Consider the following 15,646-nt stretch of genomic DNA (forward strand, 5'->3'; position numbering starts at 1 on the left):
TGCGACCCCTTACAGCTTCATCAGGCTGGCGTCGTCGACCGAGGCCGTATGGCGGGTACGGAAGATCGTCACGATGATCGCCAGGCCGACCACGACCTCGGCCGCGGCGACGACCATCGTGAAGAACGCGATGATCTGGCCGTCCAGATTTCCGTGCAGCCGCGAGAAGGCCACGAAGGCGAGATTGCAGGCGTTCAGCATCAGCTCGACGCACATGAAGAGCACGATGGCGTTCCGCCGGATCAGCACCCCGGCCGCGCCGATGGTGAAGAGCAGCGCCGCCAGATAGAGGTAGTTGATCGGATTCATCGCGTGGCCTCCTCGCCGCGCTCCCGGACCTGCTCGCCGCGCTCGGGGGCCTCGCCGCGCTCCAGCCACTCCGAGGAGCGCCGCTCCAGCGCCGCCAGCTCCGCCAGCGACTCCCCCGACACGTCCCGGATCTGGCCGCGCTTGCGCAGGGTCGGATTGACGGTGAGCTCGGAGGGGGTGCCGTCGGGCAGCAGCCCCGGCACGTCGACCGCGTTGTGCCGGGCGTAGACACCGGGCGCGGGCAGCGGCGTGACCTGCCGGCCCTCCCGTACCCGCTGCTCGGCCTGCTCGCGCTGGGTCTTGGCGCGCTCGGTGCGCTCCTTGTGCGTGAGGACCATCGCGCCGACCGCTGCGGTGATCAGCAACGCGCCGGTGAGCTCGAACGCGAAGACGTACTTGGTGAAGATGAGGGCCGCCAGGCCCTGGACGTTGCCCCCGGCGTTGGCCTCGCCGAGGCCGTTGAAGTGCGTCACCGAGGCGTTGCCGAGGCCGGCGATCAGCAGGATGCCGAAGCCGAGCCCGGCGCCGGCCGCCAGCCAGCGCTGGCCCTTGAGCGTCTCCTTGAGGGAGTCCGCCGCCGTGACGCCGACCAGCATGACCACGAAGAGGAAGAGCATCATGATCGCGCCGGTGTAGACGACGATCTGGACGATGCCGAGGAAGTACGCGCCGTTGGCGAGGTAGAAGACCGCCAGGATGATCATGGTGGCGGCGAGCGAGAGCGCGCTGTGCACCGCCCGCTTCATCAGGACCGTGGCCAGCGCGCCGACCACGGCGACCGTGCCGAGGATCCAGAACTGCACCGCCTCGCCCGTGGAGGTCGCGGAGGCCGCGGCCAGTGCTGCGCTGCTCATGCCTCCACCCCCGTCCCCGCCGGGCGCTCGGCCGTGGGGGCCGGGGTCTCGGGCACCCCGTGGCCGTCGTCCGGCCGCTCGCCCTTGCTGACCGCGACCTGCCGCTCCGTGCCCGGCGCGGCCTCGGTCACCAGGCCGTTGTAGTAGTCCTTCTCCGTCATGCCGGGGAAGATCGCGTGCGGAGTGTCGACCATGCCCTCCTCCAGGCCCGCGAGCAGCTCCTCCTTGGTGTAGATGAGGGACTCGCGGGTGCGGTCGGCGAGCTCGTACTCATTCGTCATCGTGAGCGCGCGGGTGGGGCACGCCTCGACGCAGAGGCCGCACAGGATGCAGCGGAGGTAGTTGATCTGGTACACGCGGCCGTACCGCTCGCCGGGCGAGTACCGCTCCTCGTCCGTGTTGTCCGCGCCCTCCACATAGATGGCGTCGGCCGGGCAGGCCCAGGCGCAGAGCTCGCAGCCCACGCACTTCTCCAGGCCGTCCGGATGGCGGTTGAGCTGGTGCCGGCCGTGGAAACGAGGCGCGGTCGGCTTCTTCTCCTCCGGGTACTGCTCGGTGAGCCGCTTCTTGAACATGGCCTTGAAGGTCACGCCGAAGCCGGCCACCGGATTCTGGAAATCAGACACCGTTGTCCCCCTTCCCACTTTCGTCACTGTCAGTATTGACCCCGCCACTGACAATCAGCTCACGATCTTGGTGGCGCGGCCGCCGCCGCGGCACGGGCGGCAGGGTCTGACCGGGCAACGGCGGTACGGGGAAGCCGCCCGCCATCGGATCGAAGGGCTCCTCCGCCGGCTTCTCCTCCTCCTTCTCGCTCTTGCGGAAGAAGTCCGCGACGAAGGAGACCAGCAGCAGGGCGACCGCGGCGCCGCCGACGTACAGCACGATCCGCTGGAAGTCGTACCCCTCGTTCCGCAGCGCCCGTACGGTCGCGACCAGCATCAGCCAGACCATCGAGACCGGGATGAGGACCTTCCAGCCCAGCTTCATGAACTGGTCGTAGCGGACGCGGGGGAGCGTGCCGCGCAGCCAGATGAAGAAGAAGAGCAGCAGCTGGATCTTGATGGTGAACCAGAGCAGCGGCCACCAGCCGTGGTTCGCGCCCTCCCAGAAGGTGCTGACCGGCCAGGGGGCGCGCCAGCCGCCGAGGAAGAGGGTGACCGCGACCGCCGAGACGGTGACCATGTTGACGTACTCGGCGAGCATGAACATCGCGAACTTGATGGACGAGTACTCGGTGTTGAAGCCGCCGACCAGGTCGCCCTCGGACTCCGGCATGTCGAACGGCGCACGGTTCGTCTCGCCGACCATCGCCACGATGTAGATCAGGAAGGAGACCGGCAGCAGCGCGACGTACCAGGTGCTCTGCTGTCCGTCGACGATCGCCGAGGTGGACATCGAGCCGGAGTAGAGGAATACCGACGCGAAGGCCATGCCCATCGCGATCTCGTAGCTGATCATCTGGGCGCACGATCGGAGCCCGCCGAGCAGCGGGTACGTCGAGCCCGAGGACCAGCCCGCGAGCACGATGCCGTAGATGCCGACCGAGGCCGTGGCCAGGATGTAGAGGACGGCGATCGGCAGGTCCGTGAGCTGCATCGTCGTGCGCTGACCGAAGATCGAGATCTCGTTGTCGGCCGGGCCGAACGGGATGACGGCGAACGCCATGAAGGCGGGGATGGCCGCGACGACCGGGGCGAGGATGTACACCGCCTTGTCCGCCCGTTTGACGACCACGTCCTCCTTCAGCATCAGCTTGATGCCGTCGGCGAGGGACTGGAGCATGCCCCAGGGGCCGTGCCGGTTGGGCCCGATGCGCAGCTGCATCCAGGCGACGACCTTGCGCTCCCAGACGATCGAGAAGAGCACGGTCAGCATCAGGAACGCGAAGCAGAAGACCGCCTTGATGACCACCAGCCACCACGGGTCGCGCCCGAAGACGCTCAGGTCCTCGGCGGCCAGCGCGATCCTGTCCGCGACGGGCGCCAGCTGTTCCGCGGCGAGACTCATCATTCCGCCACCTCCGTGCCGTCCGCCGGGGCCGCCGGGCCCGCGGTCTGCGCGGCGACCGTCACCAGGTCACCGGGGTTCGCTCCGGTGTCGTACGGGACGCCGCCGCCCCGGGAGTTGAGCGGCAGCCACACCACCCGGTCGGGCATCTCGCTGACCTGGAGGGGGAAGGTCACCGCGCCGCGCGGGCCGGTGACCCGTACGTCCGCGCCGTCCTCGATGCCCGCCTCGGCGGCGGTGGCGGCGGACATCCGGGCCACCGCGGCGTGCCGGGTACCGGCCAGCGCCGCGTCGCCCTCCTGCATCCGCCCCTGGTCCAGCAGCAGCCGGTGCCCGGCGAGCACCGCCTCGCCCGCGCCGGGCCGGGGCAGCGCCCTCGCCTCGGTGCCGGCGAGCAGGTCACCGGCGGCGCGCTGGCCGTCCCAGCCGCCGAGCCGGTCCAGCTCCGCCCGTACGGCGCGCACGTCCGGCAGCGCCAGCCCCGGTACCGCGTCGTCCGCCACGGACATCGCGTCCGCGAGCATGTGCAGCACCCGGGCGTCCGGGAGCAGATGGCGGCGGGTCATCTGGTCCGGCTTGAGCGCGGCTTCGAAGGGCCGCGCCCGGCCTTCCCAGTTGAGGAACGTGCCGGCCTTCTCCACCACGGCGGCCACCGGCAGCACCACATCGGCCCGCCGCGTGACCTCGCTCGGCCGCTGCTCCAGGCTGACCAGGAAGCCGACCGCGTCCAGTGCCTCGACCGCGCGCCGCGGGTCGGGCAGGTCCTCGACCCCGACGCCGGCCACCACCAGGGCGTTCAGCTCGCCGGTGGCCGCGGCCTCCAGGATCTGGCCGGTGTCCCGGCCGTGCCGGTGCGGCAGCGCGACCACGCCCCAGGCGCGGGCGACCTCGTCGCGGGCGCGCGGGTCCGTCGCGGGCCGGCCGCCGGGCAGCAGCCCGGGGAGCGCGCCCGCTTCGACGGCGCCCCGCTCGCCCGCCCGGCGCGGGATCCAGACGAGCCGCGCACCGGTGGCCGAGGCGGCGCGTACCGCAGCGGTGAGCGCTCCCGGCACAGAGGCCAGCCGCTCACCGACGACGATCACCGCGCCCTCGGCCCGCAGCGCCTCGGCCGCGACCCGGCCCTCGCCCTCCAGCCCGACCCCGCCGGCCAGCGCGTCCAGCCACTCCGTCTCCGTACCGGGCGCCGCGGGCAGCAGCGTGCCGCCCGCCTTGATGAGCCCCCGGGTGGCGTACGAAGCGAGCCCGAAGGTGCGCTGGCGGTTCTTGCGGTGCGCCTTGCGCAGCCGCAGGAAGACGCCGGGCGCCTCCTCCTCGGCCTCGATACCGGCCAGCAGGACGGCCGGCGCGGCCTCCAGCGAGCGGTAGGTGACTCCCTGCCCGTCCAGGTCCCGGCCGTGCCCCGCGACCTGCGCCGCGAGGAAGCCGGCCTCCTCCGCGCTGTGCACGCGGGCCCGGAAGTCGATGTCGTTCGTGTTCAGGGCGGTGCGCGCGAACTTGGCGTACGCGTAGGAGTCCTCGACGGTGAGCCGGCCGCCGGTCAGCACGCCGGCCCGGCCGCGCGCCGCGGCGAGCCCGCGGGCCGCCGCCTCCAGCGCCTCGGGCCAGCTCGCCGGCACCAGCTCACCCGAGGACGCGTCCCGGACGAGCGGCGTCTCCAGCCGGTCGGGCAGCTGCCCGTACCGGAAGGCGAACCGCCCCTTGTCGCAGATCCACTCCTCGTTGACCTCGGGGTCGTCGGCCGCGAGCCGCCGCATGACCTTGCCGCGCCGGTGGTCCGTACGCGTCGCGCAGCCGCCCGCGCAGTGCTCGCACACGGACGGCGAGGAGACCAGGTCGAAGGGGCGGGAGCGGAACCGGTACGCCGCCGAGGTCAGCGCGCCGACCGGGCAGATCTGGATGGTGTTCCCGGAGAAGTACGACTCGAACGGATCGCCCTCGCCGGTGCCGACCTGCTGGAGCGCGCCGCGTTCGAGCAGCTCGATCATCGGGTCGCCGGCGACCTGGTTGGAGAAGCGGGTGCAGCGGGCGCACAGCACGCAGCGCTCGCGGTCCAGCAGCACCTGCTGGGAGATCGGCACCGGCTTCTGGAACGTGCGCTTCTTGCCCTCGAAGCGGGAGTCGGCCTGCCCCGCGGACATGGCCTGGTTCTGCAGCGGGCACTCGCCGCCCTTGTCGCAGACCGGGCAGTCCAGCGGGTGGTTGATCAGCAGCAGCTCCATCACGCCGCGCTGCGCCTTCTCGGCCACCGGCGAGGTGAGCTGGGACTTCACGACCATGCCGTCGGTGCAGGTGATCGTGCAGGACGCCATCGGCTTGCGCTGGCCCTCGACCTCGACGATGCACTGGCGGCAGGCGCCGGCCGGGTCCAGCAGCGGGTGGTCGCAGAAGCGCGGGATCTCGATGCCGAGCATCTCGGCGGCCCGGATGACCAGGGTGCCCTTCGGCACGCTGATCTCGATGCCGTCGATGGTCAGCGACACGAGGTCTTCGGGCGGGACCGCCGCCTCGCCGCCCCCGGAGGCCGCGCTACTAGTGGTCACCGTCATGCGTTCACCTCCAGGTGCTTGTCGGCCCAAGCGGTCGACTTGGCCGGGTCGAAGGGGCAGCCCTTGCCGGTGACGTGCTGCTCGTACTCCGCGCGGAAGTACTTGAGCGAGGAGAAGATCGGCGAGGCGGCGCCGTCACCGAGGGCGCAGAAGGACTTGCCGTTGATGTTGTCGGCGATGTCGTTCAGCTTGTCGAGGTCTTCCATGCGGCCCTTGCCGGCCTCGATGTCGCGCAGCAACTGGACGAGCCAGTACGTGCCTTCGCGGCACGGTGTGCACTTTCCGCACGATTCATGCGCATAAAACTCGGTCCAGCGGGTGACGGCCCGTACGACACAGGTCGTCTCGTCGAAGCACTGGAGGGCCTTGGTGCCCAGCATCGAGCCGGCCGCGCCGACGCCCTCGTAGTCCAGCGGGACGTCCAGGTGCTCGTCGGTGAACATCGGCGTGGACGAGCCGCCGGGGGTCCAGAACTTCAGCCGGTGGCCGGGGCGCATGCCGCCGCTCATGTCGAGCAGCTGGCGCAGCGTGATGCCGAGCGGGGCTTCGTACTGGCCGGGGTTGGTGACGTGGCCGCTCAGCGAGTACAGCGTGAAGCCCGGGGACTTCTCGCTGCCCATCGAGCGGAACCACTCCTTGCCCCGGTTCATGATGGCGGGAACCGACGCGATGGACTCGACGTTGTTCACCACAGTGGGGCAGGCGTAGAGGCCGGCCACCGCGGGGAAAGGGGGACGCAGCCGGGGCTGTCCGCGCCGGCCTTCGAGGGAGTCCAGCAGCGCGGTCTCCTCGCCGCAGATGTACGCGCCCGCGCCCGCGTGCACGGTGAGTTCCAGATCGAGCCCGGACCCCATCACGTTCTTGCCGAGGTAGCCCGCCGCGTACGCCTCGCGTACGGCCTCGTGCAGCCGCCGCAGTACGGGCACGGTCTCACCGCGCAAATAGATGAACGCGTGTTCCGACCGGATCGCATGACAAGCGATGACGATGCCTTCAATGAGCGCATGCGGGTTCGCGAAGAGGAGCGGGATGTCCTTGCAGGTCCCCGGCTCCGACTCGTCGGCGTTGACAACGAGATAGTGCGGCTTGCCGTCCCCCTGGGGGATGAACTGCCACTTCATGCCCGTGGGGAAGCCGGCGCCGCCGCGGCCGCGCAGCCCCGCGTCCTTGACGTACGCGATGACGTCGTCCGGGGCCATGGCCAGTGCCTTGCGCGCGCCCTCGTAGCCCTCGTGCCGCCGGTAGGTCTCCAGGGTCCAGGAGTTCGGCTGGTCCCAGAAGGCCGACAGGACGGGGGTGAGCAGCTTCTCGGGGCTGGTCTCGCCACCGGCTTCCGGCCGGGAGGCGCCACCGTATTCCGTGGACACCGTCATCACTCTCCCTCCTCAGCAGCAGGTCCCGACGGGTGCGCCGGGTCGGAGGCCGAGGTGTGGCGGGGTGCGTCGTGCGAGCTGGGGTGCGTCGGCGGAGCCTCCCCCGCCGCGCCGCCCGCCGGGGCCTCGTCCGTCGGGCGGGCGCCGTCGCGCGGGGCGACGACGTGGTCCGTGCCGCCCGGCAGTTCCTCGCCCCTGGCCAGCCGGAGCCCGGCGAGCGAGGCGTGCCCGGCGCCGCCGGTCGCCTCGACGGCGCCCTCCCGCCGGTCGGGGAAGCCGGCCAGGATGCGGGCGGTGTCCTTGTACGTGCACAGGGGCGCGCCGCGGGTCGGGGCGACGGGCCGCCCGGCCCGCAGGTCGTCGACCAGCCGCTTCGCGCTCTCCGGCGTCTGGTTGTCGAAGAACTCCCAGTTGACCATCACGACGGGCGCGTAGTCGCAGGCGGCGTTGCACTCGATGTGTTCGAGGGTGACCTTGCCGTCGGCGGTGGTCTCGTCGTTGCCGACGCCGAGGTGTTCCTTCAGCTCGTCGAAGATCGCGTCGCCGCCCATGACGGCGCAGAGGGTGTTGGTGCACACCCCGACCTGGTAGTCGCCGCTCGGCTTGCGGCGGTACATCGTGTAGAAGGTCGAGACGGCGGTGACCTCGGCGGTGGTGAGGTCCAGCATCTCCGCGCAGAAGCGGATGCCCGTACGCGTGACGTGGCCTTCCTCGGACTGGACGAGGTGCAGCAGCGGCAGCAGGGCCGAGCGCGCGCCGGGGTAGCGGGCGATCACCTCCTTCGCGTCCGCTTCGAGCCGGGCCCGTACGTCGGCCGGGTAGTCGGGGGCGGGGAGCTGCGGCATCCCCAAACTGACGTCGGTCACCGGTCGACGCCTCCCATCACGGGGTCGATGGACGCGACGGCGACGATGACGTCGGCGACCTGGCCGCCTTCGCACATGGCCGCCATGGCCTGCAGGTTGGTGAAGGACGGATCACGGAAGTGGACGCGGTACGGGCGGGTCCCGCCGTCGCTCACCGCGTGCACCCCGAGCTCTCCCTTGGGGGACTCGACGGCCACGTACGCCTGGCCGGGCGGGACCCGGAAGCCCTCCGTCACCAGCTTGAAGTGGTGGATCAGGGCCTCCATGGAGGTGCCCATGATCTTCTTGATGTGGTCCAGGGAGTTGCCGAGGCCGTCCGGGCCGAGCGCGAGCTGCGCGGGCCAGGCGATCTTCTTGTCCCCGACCATGACCGGGCCCGGCTCCAGCCGGTCCAGGCACTGCTCGACGATCCGCAGGGACTGCCGCATCTCCTCCAGGCGGAGCAGGAAGCGGCCGTAGGCGTCGCAGGTGTCGGTGGTCGGGACCTCGAAGTCATAGGTCTCGTAGCCGCAGTAGGGGTCCGACTTGCGCAGGTCGTGCGGCAGTCCGGCGGAGCGCAGGACCGGCCCGGTGGCGCCGGTGGCCAGGCAGCCGGCCAGGTCCAGGTGGCCGATGCCCTGCATGCGGCCCTTGAAGACCGGGTTGCCGGTGGCGAGCTTGTCGTACTCCGTGAGGTTCTTGCGCATCTTCTTAACGAAGGCGCGTACCTGGTCGACGGCGCCGGGCGGCAGGTCCTGGGCGAGGCCGCCGGGCCGGATGAACGCGTGGTTCATGCGCAGGCCGGTGATCAGCTCGTAGATGTCCAGGACCAGTTCGCGGTCGCGGAAGCCGTAGATCATGATCGTGGTGGCGCCGAGCTCCATGCCGCCGGTGGCGATGCACACCAGGTGGGAGGAGAGCCGGTTCAGCTCCATCAGCAGCACGCGGATGATCGTGGCCCGGTCCGGGACGTCGTCGGTGATGCCGAGCAGCTTCTCCACGGCCAGGCAGTACGCCGTCTCGTTGAAGAACGGCGTCAGGTAGTCCATCCGCGTGACGAAGGTCGTGCCCTGGGTCCAGGTGCGGTATTCGAGGTTCTTCTCGATACCGGTGTGGAGGTAGCCGATGCCGCAGCGGGCCTCGGTGACGGTCTCGCCGTCGATCTCCAGGATCAGCCGGAGCACGCCGTGCGTGGAGGGGTGCTGCGGGCCCATGTTGACGACGATGCGCTCGTCGTCGGCCTTGGCGGCGGCCTCGACGACCTCGTCCCAGTCGCCGCCGGTGACGGTGTAGACCGGGCCTTCGGTGGTCTCGCGGGCAGATGCTTGGGAAGTGCTCATCAGGTGTACGACCTCCGCTGGTCCGGAGCCGGGATCTGGGCGCCCTTGTACTCGACGGGGATGCCGCCGAGCGGGTAGTCCTTGCGCTGCGGGAAGCCCTGCCAGTCGTCCGGCATCATGATCCGGGTGAGCGCCGGGTGGCCGTCGAAGATCAGCCCGAAGAAGTCGTAGACCTCGCGCTCGTGCCAGTCGTTGGTCGGATAGACGCTGACGACCGACGGGATGTGCGGGTCGGCGTCGGGCGCGGAGACCTCCAGCCGGATCAGCCGGGTGTGGGTGATCGACCGCAGGTGGTAGACGGCGTGCAGCTCGCGGCCCTTGTCGCCGGGGAAGTGCACGGCGCTGACGCCGGTGCACAGTTCGAAGCGGAGGGCCGGGTCGTCGCGGAGCGTCTTCGCGACCACCGGGAGGTACTCCCGCTCGATGTGGAACGTCAGCTCGCCGCGGTCGACGACGGTCTTCTCGATGACGTTCTCGGGGACCAGGCCCTGCTCCTCCAGCGCGCCTTCGAGCTCGTCGGCGACCTCGTCGAACCAGCCGCCGTACGGCCGGGAGGTCGCCCCCGGCAGCCGTACGGTCCGTACGAGACCGCCGTAGCCCGAGGTGTCGCCGCCGTTGTTGGCGCCGAACATGCCGCGCCGGACGCCGATGACCTCGCCCTGGTCCAGGCGCTGGCCGGGGAGGTTCTCCACGCCGATTTCCTTGTCGGGATTGACCCCGTTGGCCCCCGTACCGTTCTTCGGCCCGCTCGCGCCGTTCTTCGGGTCGCTCACCGCAGCAGCCCCTTCAGCTCGATCGTCGGGAGTGCCTTGAGCGCCGCCTCCTCCGCCTCGCGGGCCGCCTCCTCGGCGTTGACCCCGAGCTTGGAGCCCTGGATCTTCTCGTGGAGCTTGAGGATGGCGTCCATCAGCATTTCGGGGCGGGGCGGGCATCCCGGGAGATAGATGTCGACCGGGACGATGTGGTCCACGCCCTGCACGATCGCGTAGTTGTTGAACATTCCGCCCGTAGAGGCACAGACGCCCATGGAGATGACCCATTTCGGGTTCGGCATCTGGTCGTAGACCTGGCGCAGGACGGGCGCCATCTTCTGGCTGACCCGACCGGCCACGATCATCAGGTCGGCCTGCCGGGGCGACCCGCGGAAGACCTCCATGCCGAAGCGCGCCAGATCGTAGCGGCCGGCGCCGGTGGTCATCATCTCGATGGCGCAGCACGCGAGCCCGAACGTCGCCGGGAAGACCGATGACTTGCGCACCCAGCCCGCGGCCTGTTCGACGGTGCTCAGCAGAAAGCCGCTGGGCAGCTTCTCTTCAAGTCCCATTGGGTGACCCCTAGTCCCATTCCAGGCCGCCACGCCGCCATACGTAGGCGTAGGCGACGAAGACGGTGAGCGCGAAGAGCAGCATCTCGACGAGCCCGAACAGCCCCAGGGCGTCGAAGGTGACGGCCCAGGGGTAGAGGAAGACGATCTCGATGTCGAAGACGATGAAGAGCATCGCCGTCAGGTAGTACTTGATCGGAAAGCGGCCGCCGCCTGAAGGCTGTGGGGTCGGCTCGATCCCGCACTCGTACGCCTCGAGCTTGGCCCGGTTGTAGCGCCTGGGTCCGACGAGCGTGGCCATGACGACAGAGAAGATCGCAAAGCCTGCCCCGAGGGCTCCCAGTACGAGGATGGGCGCATAGGCGTTCACCGTCCTCGCTCCCTTCAGTCGACGATGACTGGTTGGCGGTCCGGCCCCGGGCCCGTTCACTCCTCGACGGATCTCGACAGAGATCGCTTCTATGTGAGGCAGTTCACAAGCCCTGGCCGCCTGCATCCTATGCCCGCGAGTCTGTGATCTGCGACACGGGGTGCGACAACGCCTTTGTGATCTCCACCACCTGACGAAGGATCATGAAGTCGGATGAGCGGTGATCTTCGCACCGGAAGCGCTCGAGTGATCACTTGAAGTGACAAACGCAGCGGTTGCCGCTGGTCACGAGGGTGTCTCCACTATCAAGAGCTACGCTCCGCAAGCAAATTGGTGTTGGACACCGTCAACTGCTAGCGCGCGCCCACCCGTCCGCGTGACCCAGTCGTGACCCTCCCGTGATCGCCGGAACGTGCATCGGTTCACGAGCGCGCATCACGAGGACATAACGGTCACTCAGGAGTGAGCTATCCCACGCGTTTCACGCCTCTGAATCCTTGACGATGGGGAAGCCTTGGCGTGTCGGTTGCGAAGGTGGTAAGTGCCGTGCTGGGGCGCATCGAGCGGTAAATGCCGTGCGCAGGAACATGATCACGAAATTCGGACACCCCGTCGGCCGACACGCCACTGGCCGATTGGTCCGGTTTGTTCATCGTGTACGCGTCAAAAGTGGTGCACACCACCTTTGTTGGCAGCAACCTGGGGCTCCTGATAGCCGTGGTGCCATGTCCCCGAACGCACTCATACCCAGCCACCGGAAGCCCCGCCGCTCCGCGACTTCGCGAGCCGTGCGCGCAGGGTTCACCGGTGGCATCCTCACGCTGGCGGTGACCGGTACCGCCGTCCCCGCGAACGCCGCCGAGAAGTCGCCCTCCGAAACCCAGGAGATGCCGACCATCAGCGCCGCGCTCGCGACGTCCGTGGCCCGCACCGCGGACAGCACCCAGCAGGTGGCGAACCAGTACGAGCTGCAGGCAGCGCAGGACGCGGTCTTCTCCAAGGCCGAGAAGGCCGCGCAGAAGGCCAAGGACAAGGCCGTCGAGGCCAAGCGCAAGGCCGAGGCGGAGAAGCGGGCCGCCGCGGCCCGCAAGGCCAAGGAGGCCGAGCAGGCCCGCGCTTCGCGCTCCGCGGACCGTGGCCCCCTCCTCTCCGCCTCCGCGTCGGTCGACACCGGCGACCTCTCCGGCTCCACCGCCTCCCTGGTGAGCTTCCTCAAGGCCCAGGTCGGCAAGGCGTACGTGAGCGGCGCGACCGGCCCGTCCGCGTACGACTGCTCCGGCCTCACCCAGGCCGCGTTCCGGCAGATCGGCATCGACCTGCCGCGCGTCTCCCAGGACCAGTCGACCGCCGGCACCCAGGTGGGCCTGGACAACCTCCAGGTGGGCGACATCCTCTACTGGGGCAGCGCGGGCAGCGCGTACCACGTCGCGGTCTACATCGGCGACGGCCAGTACATCGGCGCCCAGAACCCCAACGACGGCGTCGCCCAGCACGACATGAGCTACGACCAGCCGACGGGCGCCGTCCGCGTCCGCTGAGGCCCCTCCGGGTCCTTCCTGGTCCTCACACACGGCGAAAGGGCCGTCGTCCCCCGCTCGGGACGACGGCCCTTTCGCCGTACTTCACGGCTTTCGCCCGTCATGTGCGCCTTACTGACGCGGCTTGACCTCGGCCATCTCGCCCCAGCCGGTGCCCTCGGTCTCCACGTTGATGATCTCCGGGGTGCTCGCGACGAGGCCGGACATCAGCTCGATGGCGTCCTTGAAGTGGTCGGACTGCACGTGCGCCACGCCCGCCTCCTGGTCCGCGAACGCCTCCAGCAGCACGAACTGGTCCGGGTTCTCCACGCTCCGGGACCACTCGAAGAAGATGTTGCCCGGCTCGGCGCGGGTGGCGAGCGTGAAGGGCTCGGTCAGCGACAGCCACTCGTCGCTCTTCTCGGGCCGCACGGTGAACTTCACAGCGATGAAAATCATGCGACCACTGTGCGCCGCGGGCGGCCGCGCCGCGAGCCGACGGGCCCGCCATTCCACCGATGCCGGAAAACCGGTGCCGGAGGACCCGTTGCCGGTGCGGCGGTCGTGACCGCTCAGGCCCCGGCCGCCGCGCGGGTCAGTACGGACGCCAGTTCGCCCCGGCGCGCGGGGTAGTCGGCGGTCGGCAGGGACACCGACAGCGCGCGGAGGGAGCCGTCGGGGCCCTCGCCCGGGAGGCGGACCGCGAGACAGGTGTGGGCCGGATCGGTCTCGCCGACCGACACGGCGAGCCCCTCCCGGCGCACCCGCACCAGCTCCGCCTCGAAGCGCTCGGGCGAGGTGATCGTACGGTCCGTCAGCCGGGGCAGGCCGTGCGCGTCGAGATAGCGGCGGCGCTCGGGACGGTTCAGCGCGGCGAGCAGCACCTTGCCGTGCGCGGTGGCGTGCGCGCCGTGGTCGGGCCCCACCGCGAACGGCCCGCCGGCCGCCGACACCGGCAGCGTGCTGTCGACGACCGCGATCCGCCCCTGCCCCACCGCGCTGAGGTACGCGTGCGTCCCGGTCGCGCGCCGTACGTGCCGCAGCAGCTCGCGCGCGTCCTCCTCGATACCGGTCTGCCGCTGGAACGCCCGGTACAGCGCGGGCACCCGGTGCCCCAGGACGTAGCCGGCGCCCGTACGCCGCACGTGCCCGCGCGCGGTCAGCGGTCCGAGCAGGTTGTAGACCGTGGACAGTGAGCAGCCCAGCCGCCGGGCCAGCGCCTTGGCCGGCACCGGCCCCGCCGCCCCGGCCACCGCGTCGAGCACGTCCAGCGCCCGGTCGACGGAGAGCGGTCCGTTGGCGGGTGCGGCGGACATGGTCCCTCCGGGCGTCTCGATCGGCGGCTGCTGCGGTTCCAGGATCCCTCACCGCGGCCAGAGCCTGCTCTGCCGGTTGGCCTCCCGGACCTTCGCCCTCAGCTCCGCCCGGCGGTCGTCCTCCCCCGGCGCCTCGTCCACCCGGTCCGCCGACTCGGGACGCTCGATCCCCTCGTCCCGTTCATCCCGTTCGCCCCCCTCCGGTCCGTCGCTCATGACGTCCCCCCTCGCAACCTGCGCCGTGCCCTCGCCATCCTCATGGTTCACGCTCCGTGTTCCACTCGGCGCTGTGTGTGCTCCTCCCCAGCCTGGCCGTCGGCACGCCTGCACGGCAGCAGGCACAATTCGCCAACTTCGTGCGTCAAGACCGGCCATGAGACAGCCCGGAGCAGCGACGGGACGAAAGGGGCGCGAAAGCACGGTGCCGCCACCGGCGGAGCCGGTGGCGGCACGTGAGGAGCGCTCAGGCCGTACGCGCGAGGCTCACGCCTTGGGCGCGACCTTGCTCAGGCCGTTGATGATGCGGTCCATCGCGTCGCCGCCGGTGGGGTCGGTGAGGTTGGCCAGCATCTTCAGGGTGAACTTCATCAGCATCGGGTGGGTGAGGCCGCGCTGCGTGGCCAGCTTCATGATCTTCGGGTTGCCGATGAGCTTCACGAAGGCGCGGCCCATCGAGTAGTAGCCGCCGTAGGTGTCCTTGAGGATCTTCGGGTACCGCTGCAGGGCCAGCTCGCGCTGGGCGTACGTGGCGCGCGCGTGCGCCTGCACGATGACGTCGGCGGCGAGCTGGCCGGACTCCATGGCGTACGCGATGCCCTCGCCGTTGAAGGGGTTCACCAGGCCGCCCGCGTCACCGACCAGGAGGAGGCCCTTGGTGTAGTGCGGCTGGCGGTTGAAGGCCATGGGGAGCGCCGCGCCGCGGATCGGCATCGTCATGTTCTCCGGGGTGTAGCCCCAGTCCGCCGGCATCGAGGCGCACCACGCCTTGAGGATCTCGCGCCAGTCCAGCTCCTTGAAGCTGCTGGAGGTGTTCAGCACGCCGAGGCCGACGTTGGAGGTGCCGTCGCCCATGCCGAAGATCCAGCCGTAGCCGGGGAGCAGCCGGTCCTGCGGGCCGCTGCGGTCCCACAGCTCCAGCCAGGACTCCAGGTAGTCGTCGTCGTGGCGGGGCGAGGTGAAGTACGTCCGGACCGCGACGCCCATCGGGCGGTCCTCGCGGCGGTGCAGGCCCATCGCCAGCGAGAGGCGCGTGGAGTTGCCGTCCGCGGCGACCACGAGCGGAGCGTGGAAGGTGACCGGGGTCTTCTCCTCGCCGAGCTTGGCGGTGACGCCCTCGATGCGCCCGGTCAGCTCGTTGACGACCGGTCCGCTGACGTTGCAGCGCTCGTACAGCCGGGCGCCGGCCTTCTGGGCCTGGCGGGCGAGCTGCTCGTCGAAGTCGTCACGCTTGCGGACCAGGCCGTAGTCCGGGTACGAGGCCAGGTCCGGCCAGTCGAGCTGGAGCCGGACGCCGCCGCCGATGATGCGCAGGCCCTTGTTGCGCAGCCAGCCGGCCTCTTCGGAGATGTCGATGCCCATCGACACCAGCTGCTTGGTGGCGCGCGGGGTGAGGCCGTCGCCGCAGACCTTCTCGCGCGGGAAGGCCGTCTTCTCCAGCAGGAGGACGTCCAGACCGGCCTTGGCGAGGTAGTACGCGGTGGTCGAGCCGGCCGGGCCGGCCCCCACGACGATCACATCTGCGGTGTGCTCGGAGCGGGCCTGGGTCGCGGTGGCGGCATCGGTCACGTCGGTCACGGCGTTGTCTCCCGGAACTCGATATCTGGGTGCCGACCGGCACTGGAC

Annotated in this window: 15 protein-coding genes and 1 pseudogene; 1 reads left to right on the forward strand and 15 read right to left on the reverse strand. The window is 70.3% G+C overall.

Annotated elements, in window-relative coordinates:
- Window positions 1-9: 9 nt before the first annotated feature.
- The 11 genes from nuoK to ACIGXO_RS20010 are packed head-to-tail and all read right to left on the reverse strand — an operon-like array spanning window position 10 to window position 10,971.
- The gene (nuoK, locus tag ACIGXO_RS19960; RefSeq protein ID WP_030262617.1) at window positions 10-309 is read right to left on the reverse strand and encodes an NADH-quinone oxidoreductase subunit NuoK; all 300 of its coding nucleotides are present in this window, start codon (window positions 307-309) and stop codon (window positions 10-12) included.
- Window positions 306-1,163 carry an NADH-quinone oxidoreductase subunit J gene (locus tag ACIGXO_RS19965; protein WP_399788179.1) on the reverse strand — a complete coding sequence of 286 codons (858 nt, stop codon included), beginning with the start codon at window positions 1,161-1,163 and terminating at the stop codon, window positions 306-308. Before ACIGXO_RS19965 ends, nuoK begins: the two co-directional genes overlap by 4 nt.
- A complete protein-coding gene (nuoI, locus tag ACIGXO_RS19970) occupies window positions 1,160-1,789 on the reverse strand; it encodes an NADH-quinone oxidoreductase subunit NuoI (protein ID WP_399788182.1) in 630 nt (209 codons plus the stop codon). Before nuoI ends, ACIGXO_RS19965 begins: the two co-directional genes overlap by 4 nt.
- Complete coding sequence (gene nuoH / locus ACIGXO_RS19975) at window positions 1,782-3,173, reverse strand: NADH-quinone oxidoreductase subunit NuoH (protein WP_399788517.1); 1,392 nt, start codon at window positions 3,171-3,173, stop codon at window positions 1,782-1,784. Before nuoH ends, nuoI begins: the two co-directional genes overlap by 8 nt.
- The gene (locus tag ACIGXO_RS19980) at window positions 3,173-5,719 is read right to left on the reverse strand and encodes an NADH-quinone oxidoreductase subunit G (protein WP_399788185.1); all 2,547 of its coding nucleotides are present in this window, start codon (window positions 5,717-5,719) and stop codon (window positions 3,173-3,175) included. The genes nuoH and ACIGXO_RS19980 overlap by 1 nt, the downstream gene beginning before the upstream one ends.
- Window positions 5,716-7,092 carry an NADH-quinone oxidoreductase subunit NuoF gene (gene nuoF, locus ACIGXO_RS19985; RefSeq protein ID WP_399788188.1) on the reverse strand — a complete coding sequence of 459 codons (1,377 nt, stop codon included), beginning with the start codon at window positions 7,090-7,092 and terminating at the stop codon, window positions 5,716-5,718. Before nuoF ends, ACIGXO_RS19980 begins: the two co-directional genes overlap by 4 nt.
- Window positions 7,092-7,958 carry an NADH-quinone oxidoreductase subunit NuoE gene (gene nuoE, locus ACIGXO_RS19990; protein ID WP_399788191.1) on the reverse strand — a complete coding sequence of 289 codons (867 nt, stop codon included), beginning with the start codon at window positions 7,956-7,958 and terminating at the stop codon, window positions 7,092-7,094. Before nuoE ends, nuoF begins: the two co-directional genes overlap by 1 nt.
- Window positions 7,955-9,277 (reverse strand): NADH-quinone oxidoreductase subunit D, encoded by a 1,323-nt coding sequence (locus ACIGXO_RS19995; RefSeq protein WP_399788194.1) that lies wholly within the window; start codon window positions 9,275-9,277, stop codon window positions 7,955-7,957. Before ACIGXO_RS19995 ends, nuoE begins: the two co-directional genes overlap by 4 nt.
- The gene (locus tag ACIGXO_RS20000) at window positions 9,277-10,050 is read right to left on the reverse strand and encodes an NADH-quinone oxidoreductase subunit C (RefSeq protein WP_399788197.1); all 774 of its coding nucleotides are present in this window, start codon (window positions 10,048-10,050) and stop codon (window positions 9,277-9,279) included. The genes ACIGXO_RS19995 and ACIGXO_RS20000 overlap by 1 nt, the downstream gene beginning before the upstream one ends.
- The gene (locus tag ACIGXO_RS20005) at window positions 10,047-10,601 is read right to left on the reverse strand and encodes an NADH-quinone oxidoreductase subunit B family protein (protein ID WP_030262584.1); all 555 of its coding nucleotides are present in this window, start codon (window positions 10,599-10,601) and stop codon (window positions 10,047-10,049) included. Before ACIGXO_RS20005 ends, ACIGXO_RS20000 begins: the two co-directional genes overlap by 4 nt.
- 10 nt (window positions 10,602-10,611) lie before the next feature.
- Entirely contained in the window at window positions 10,612-10,971 is a 360-nt protein-coding gene (locus tag ACIGXO_RS20010) for an NADH-quinone oxidoreductase subunit A (RefSeq protein ID WP_030262580.1), read from the reverse strand.
- A 725-nt stretch (window positions 10,972-11,696) separates the two neighbouring features.
- Here ACIGXO_RS20010 and ACIGXO_RS20015 point away from each other — a divergent pair.
- Window positions 11,697-12,509: a C40 family peptidase gene (locus tag ACIGXO_RS20015; protein ID WP_399788202.1), complete on the forward strand. Its 813-nt coding sequence runs from the start codon at window positions 11,697-11,699 to the stop codon at window positions 12,507-12,509.
- A gap of 111 nt (window positions 12,510-12,620) precedes the next feature.
- On the opposite strand, the gene ACIGXO_RS20020 is transcribed toward ACIGXO_RS20015, so the two are convergent.
- The 4 genes and pseudogenes from ACIGXO_RS20020 to ACIGXO_RS20035 all read right to left on the reverse strand — a co-directional run.
- A complete protein-coding gene (locus ACIGXO_RS20020) occupies window positions 12,621-12,947 on the reverse strand; it encodes a putative quinol monooxygenase (protein ID WP_399788205.1) in 327 nt (108 codons plus the stop codon).
- Window positions 12,948-13,060: 113 nt separating this feature from the next.
- Complete coding sequence (locus ACIGXO_RS20025; protein WP_399788208.1) at window positions 13,061-13,804, reverse strand: IclR family transcriptional regulator; 744 nt, start codon at window positions 13,802-13,804, stop codon at window positions 13,061-13,063.
- Window positions 13,805-13,852: 48 nt separating this feature from the next.
- Window positions 13,853-14,020: a hypothetical protein gene (locus tag ACIGXO_RS20030; protein WP_399788211.1), complete on the reverse strand. Its 168-nt coding sequence runs from the start codon at window positions 14,018-14,020 to the stop codon at window positions 13,853-13,855.
- A 267-nt stretch (window positions 14,021-14,287) separates the two neighbouring features.
- Window positions 14,288-15,640: pseudogene (locus ACIGXO_RS20035) on the reverse strand (geranylgeranyl reductase family protein); the annotation flags it as partial.
- Window positions 15,641-15,646 lie beyond the last annotated feature (6 nt).

The organism is Streptomyces sp. NPDC053542 (assembly GCF_044544685.1).
In the GTDB taxonomy this organism is placed as follows: domain Bacteria; phylum Actinomycetota; class Actinomycetes; order Streptomycetales; family Streptomycetaceae; genus Streptomyces.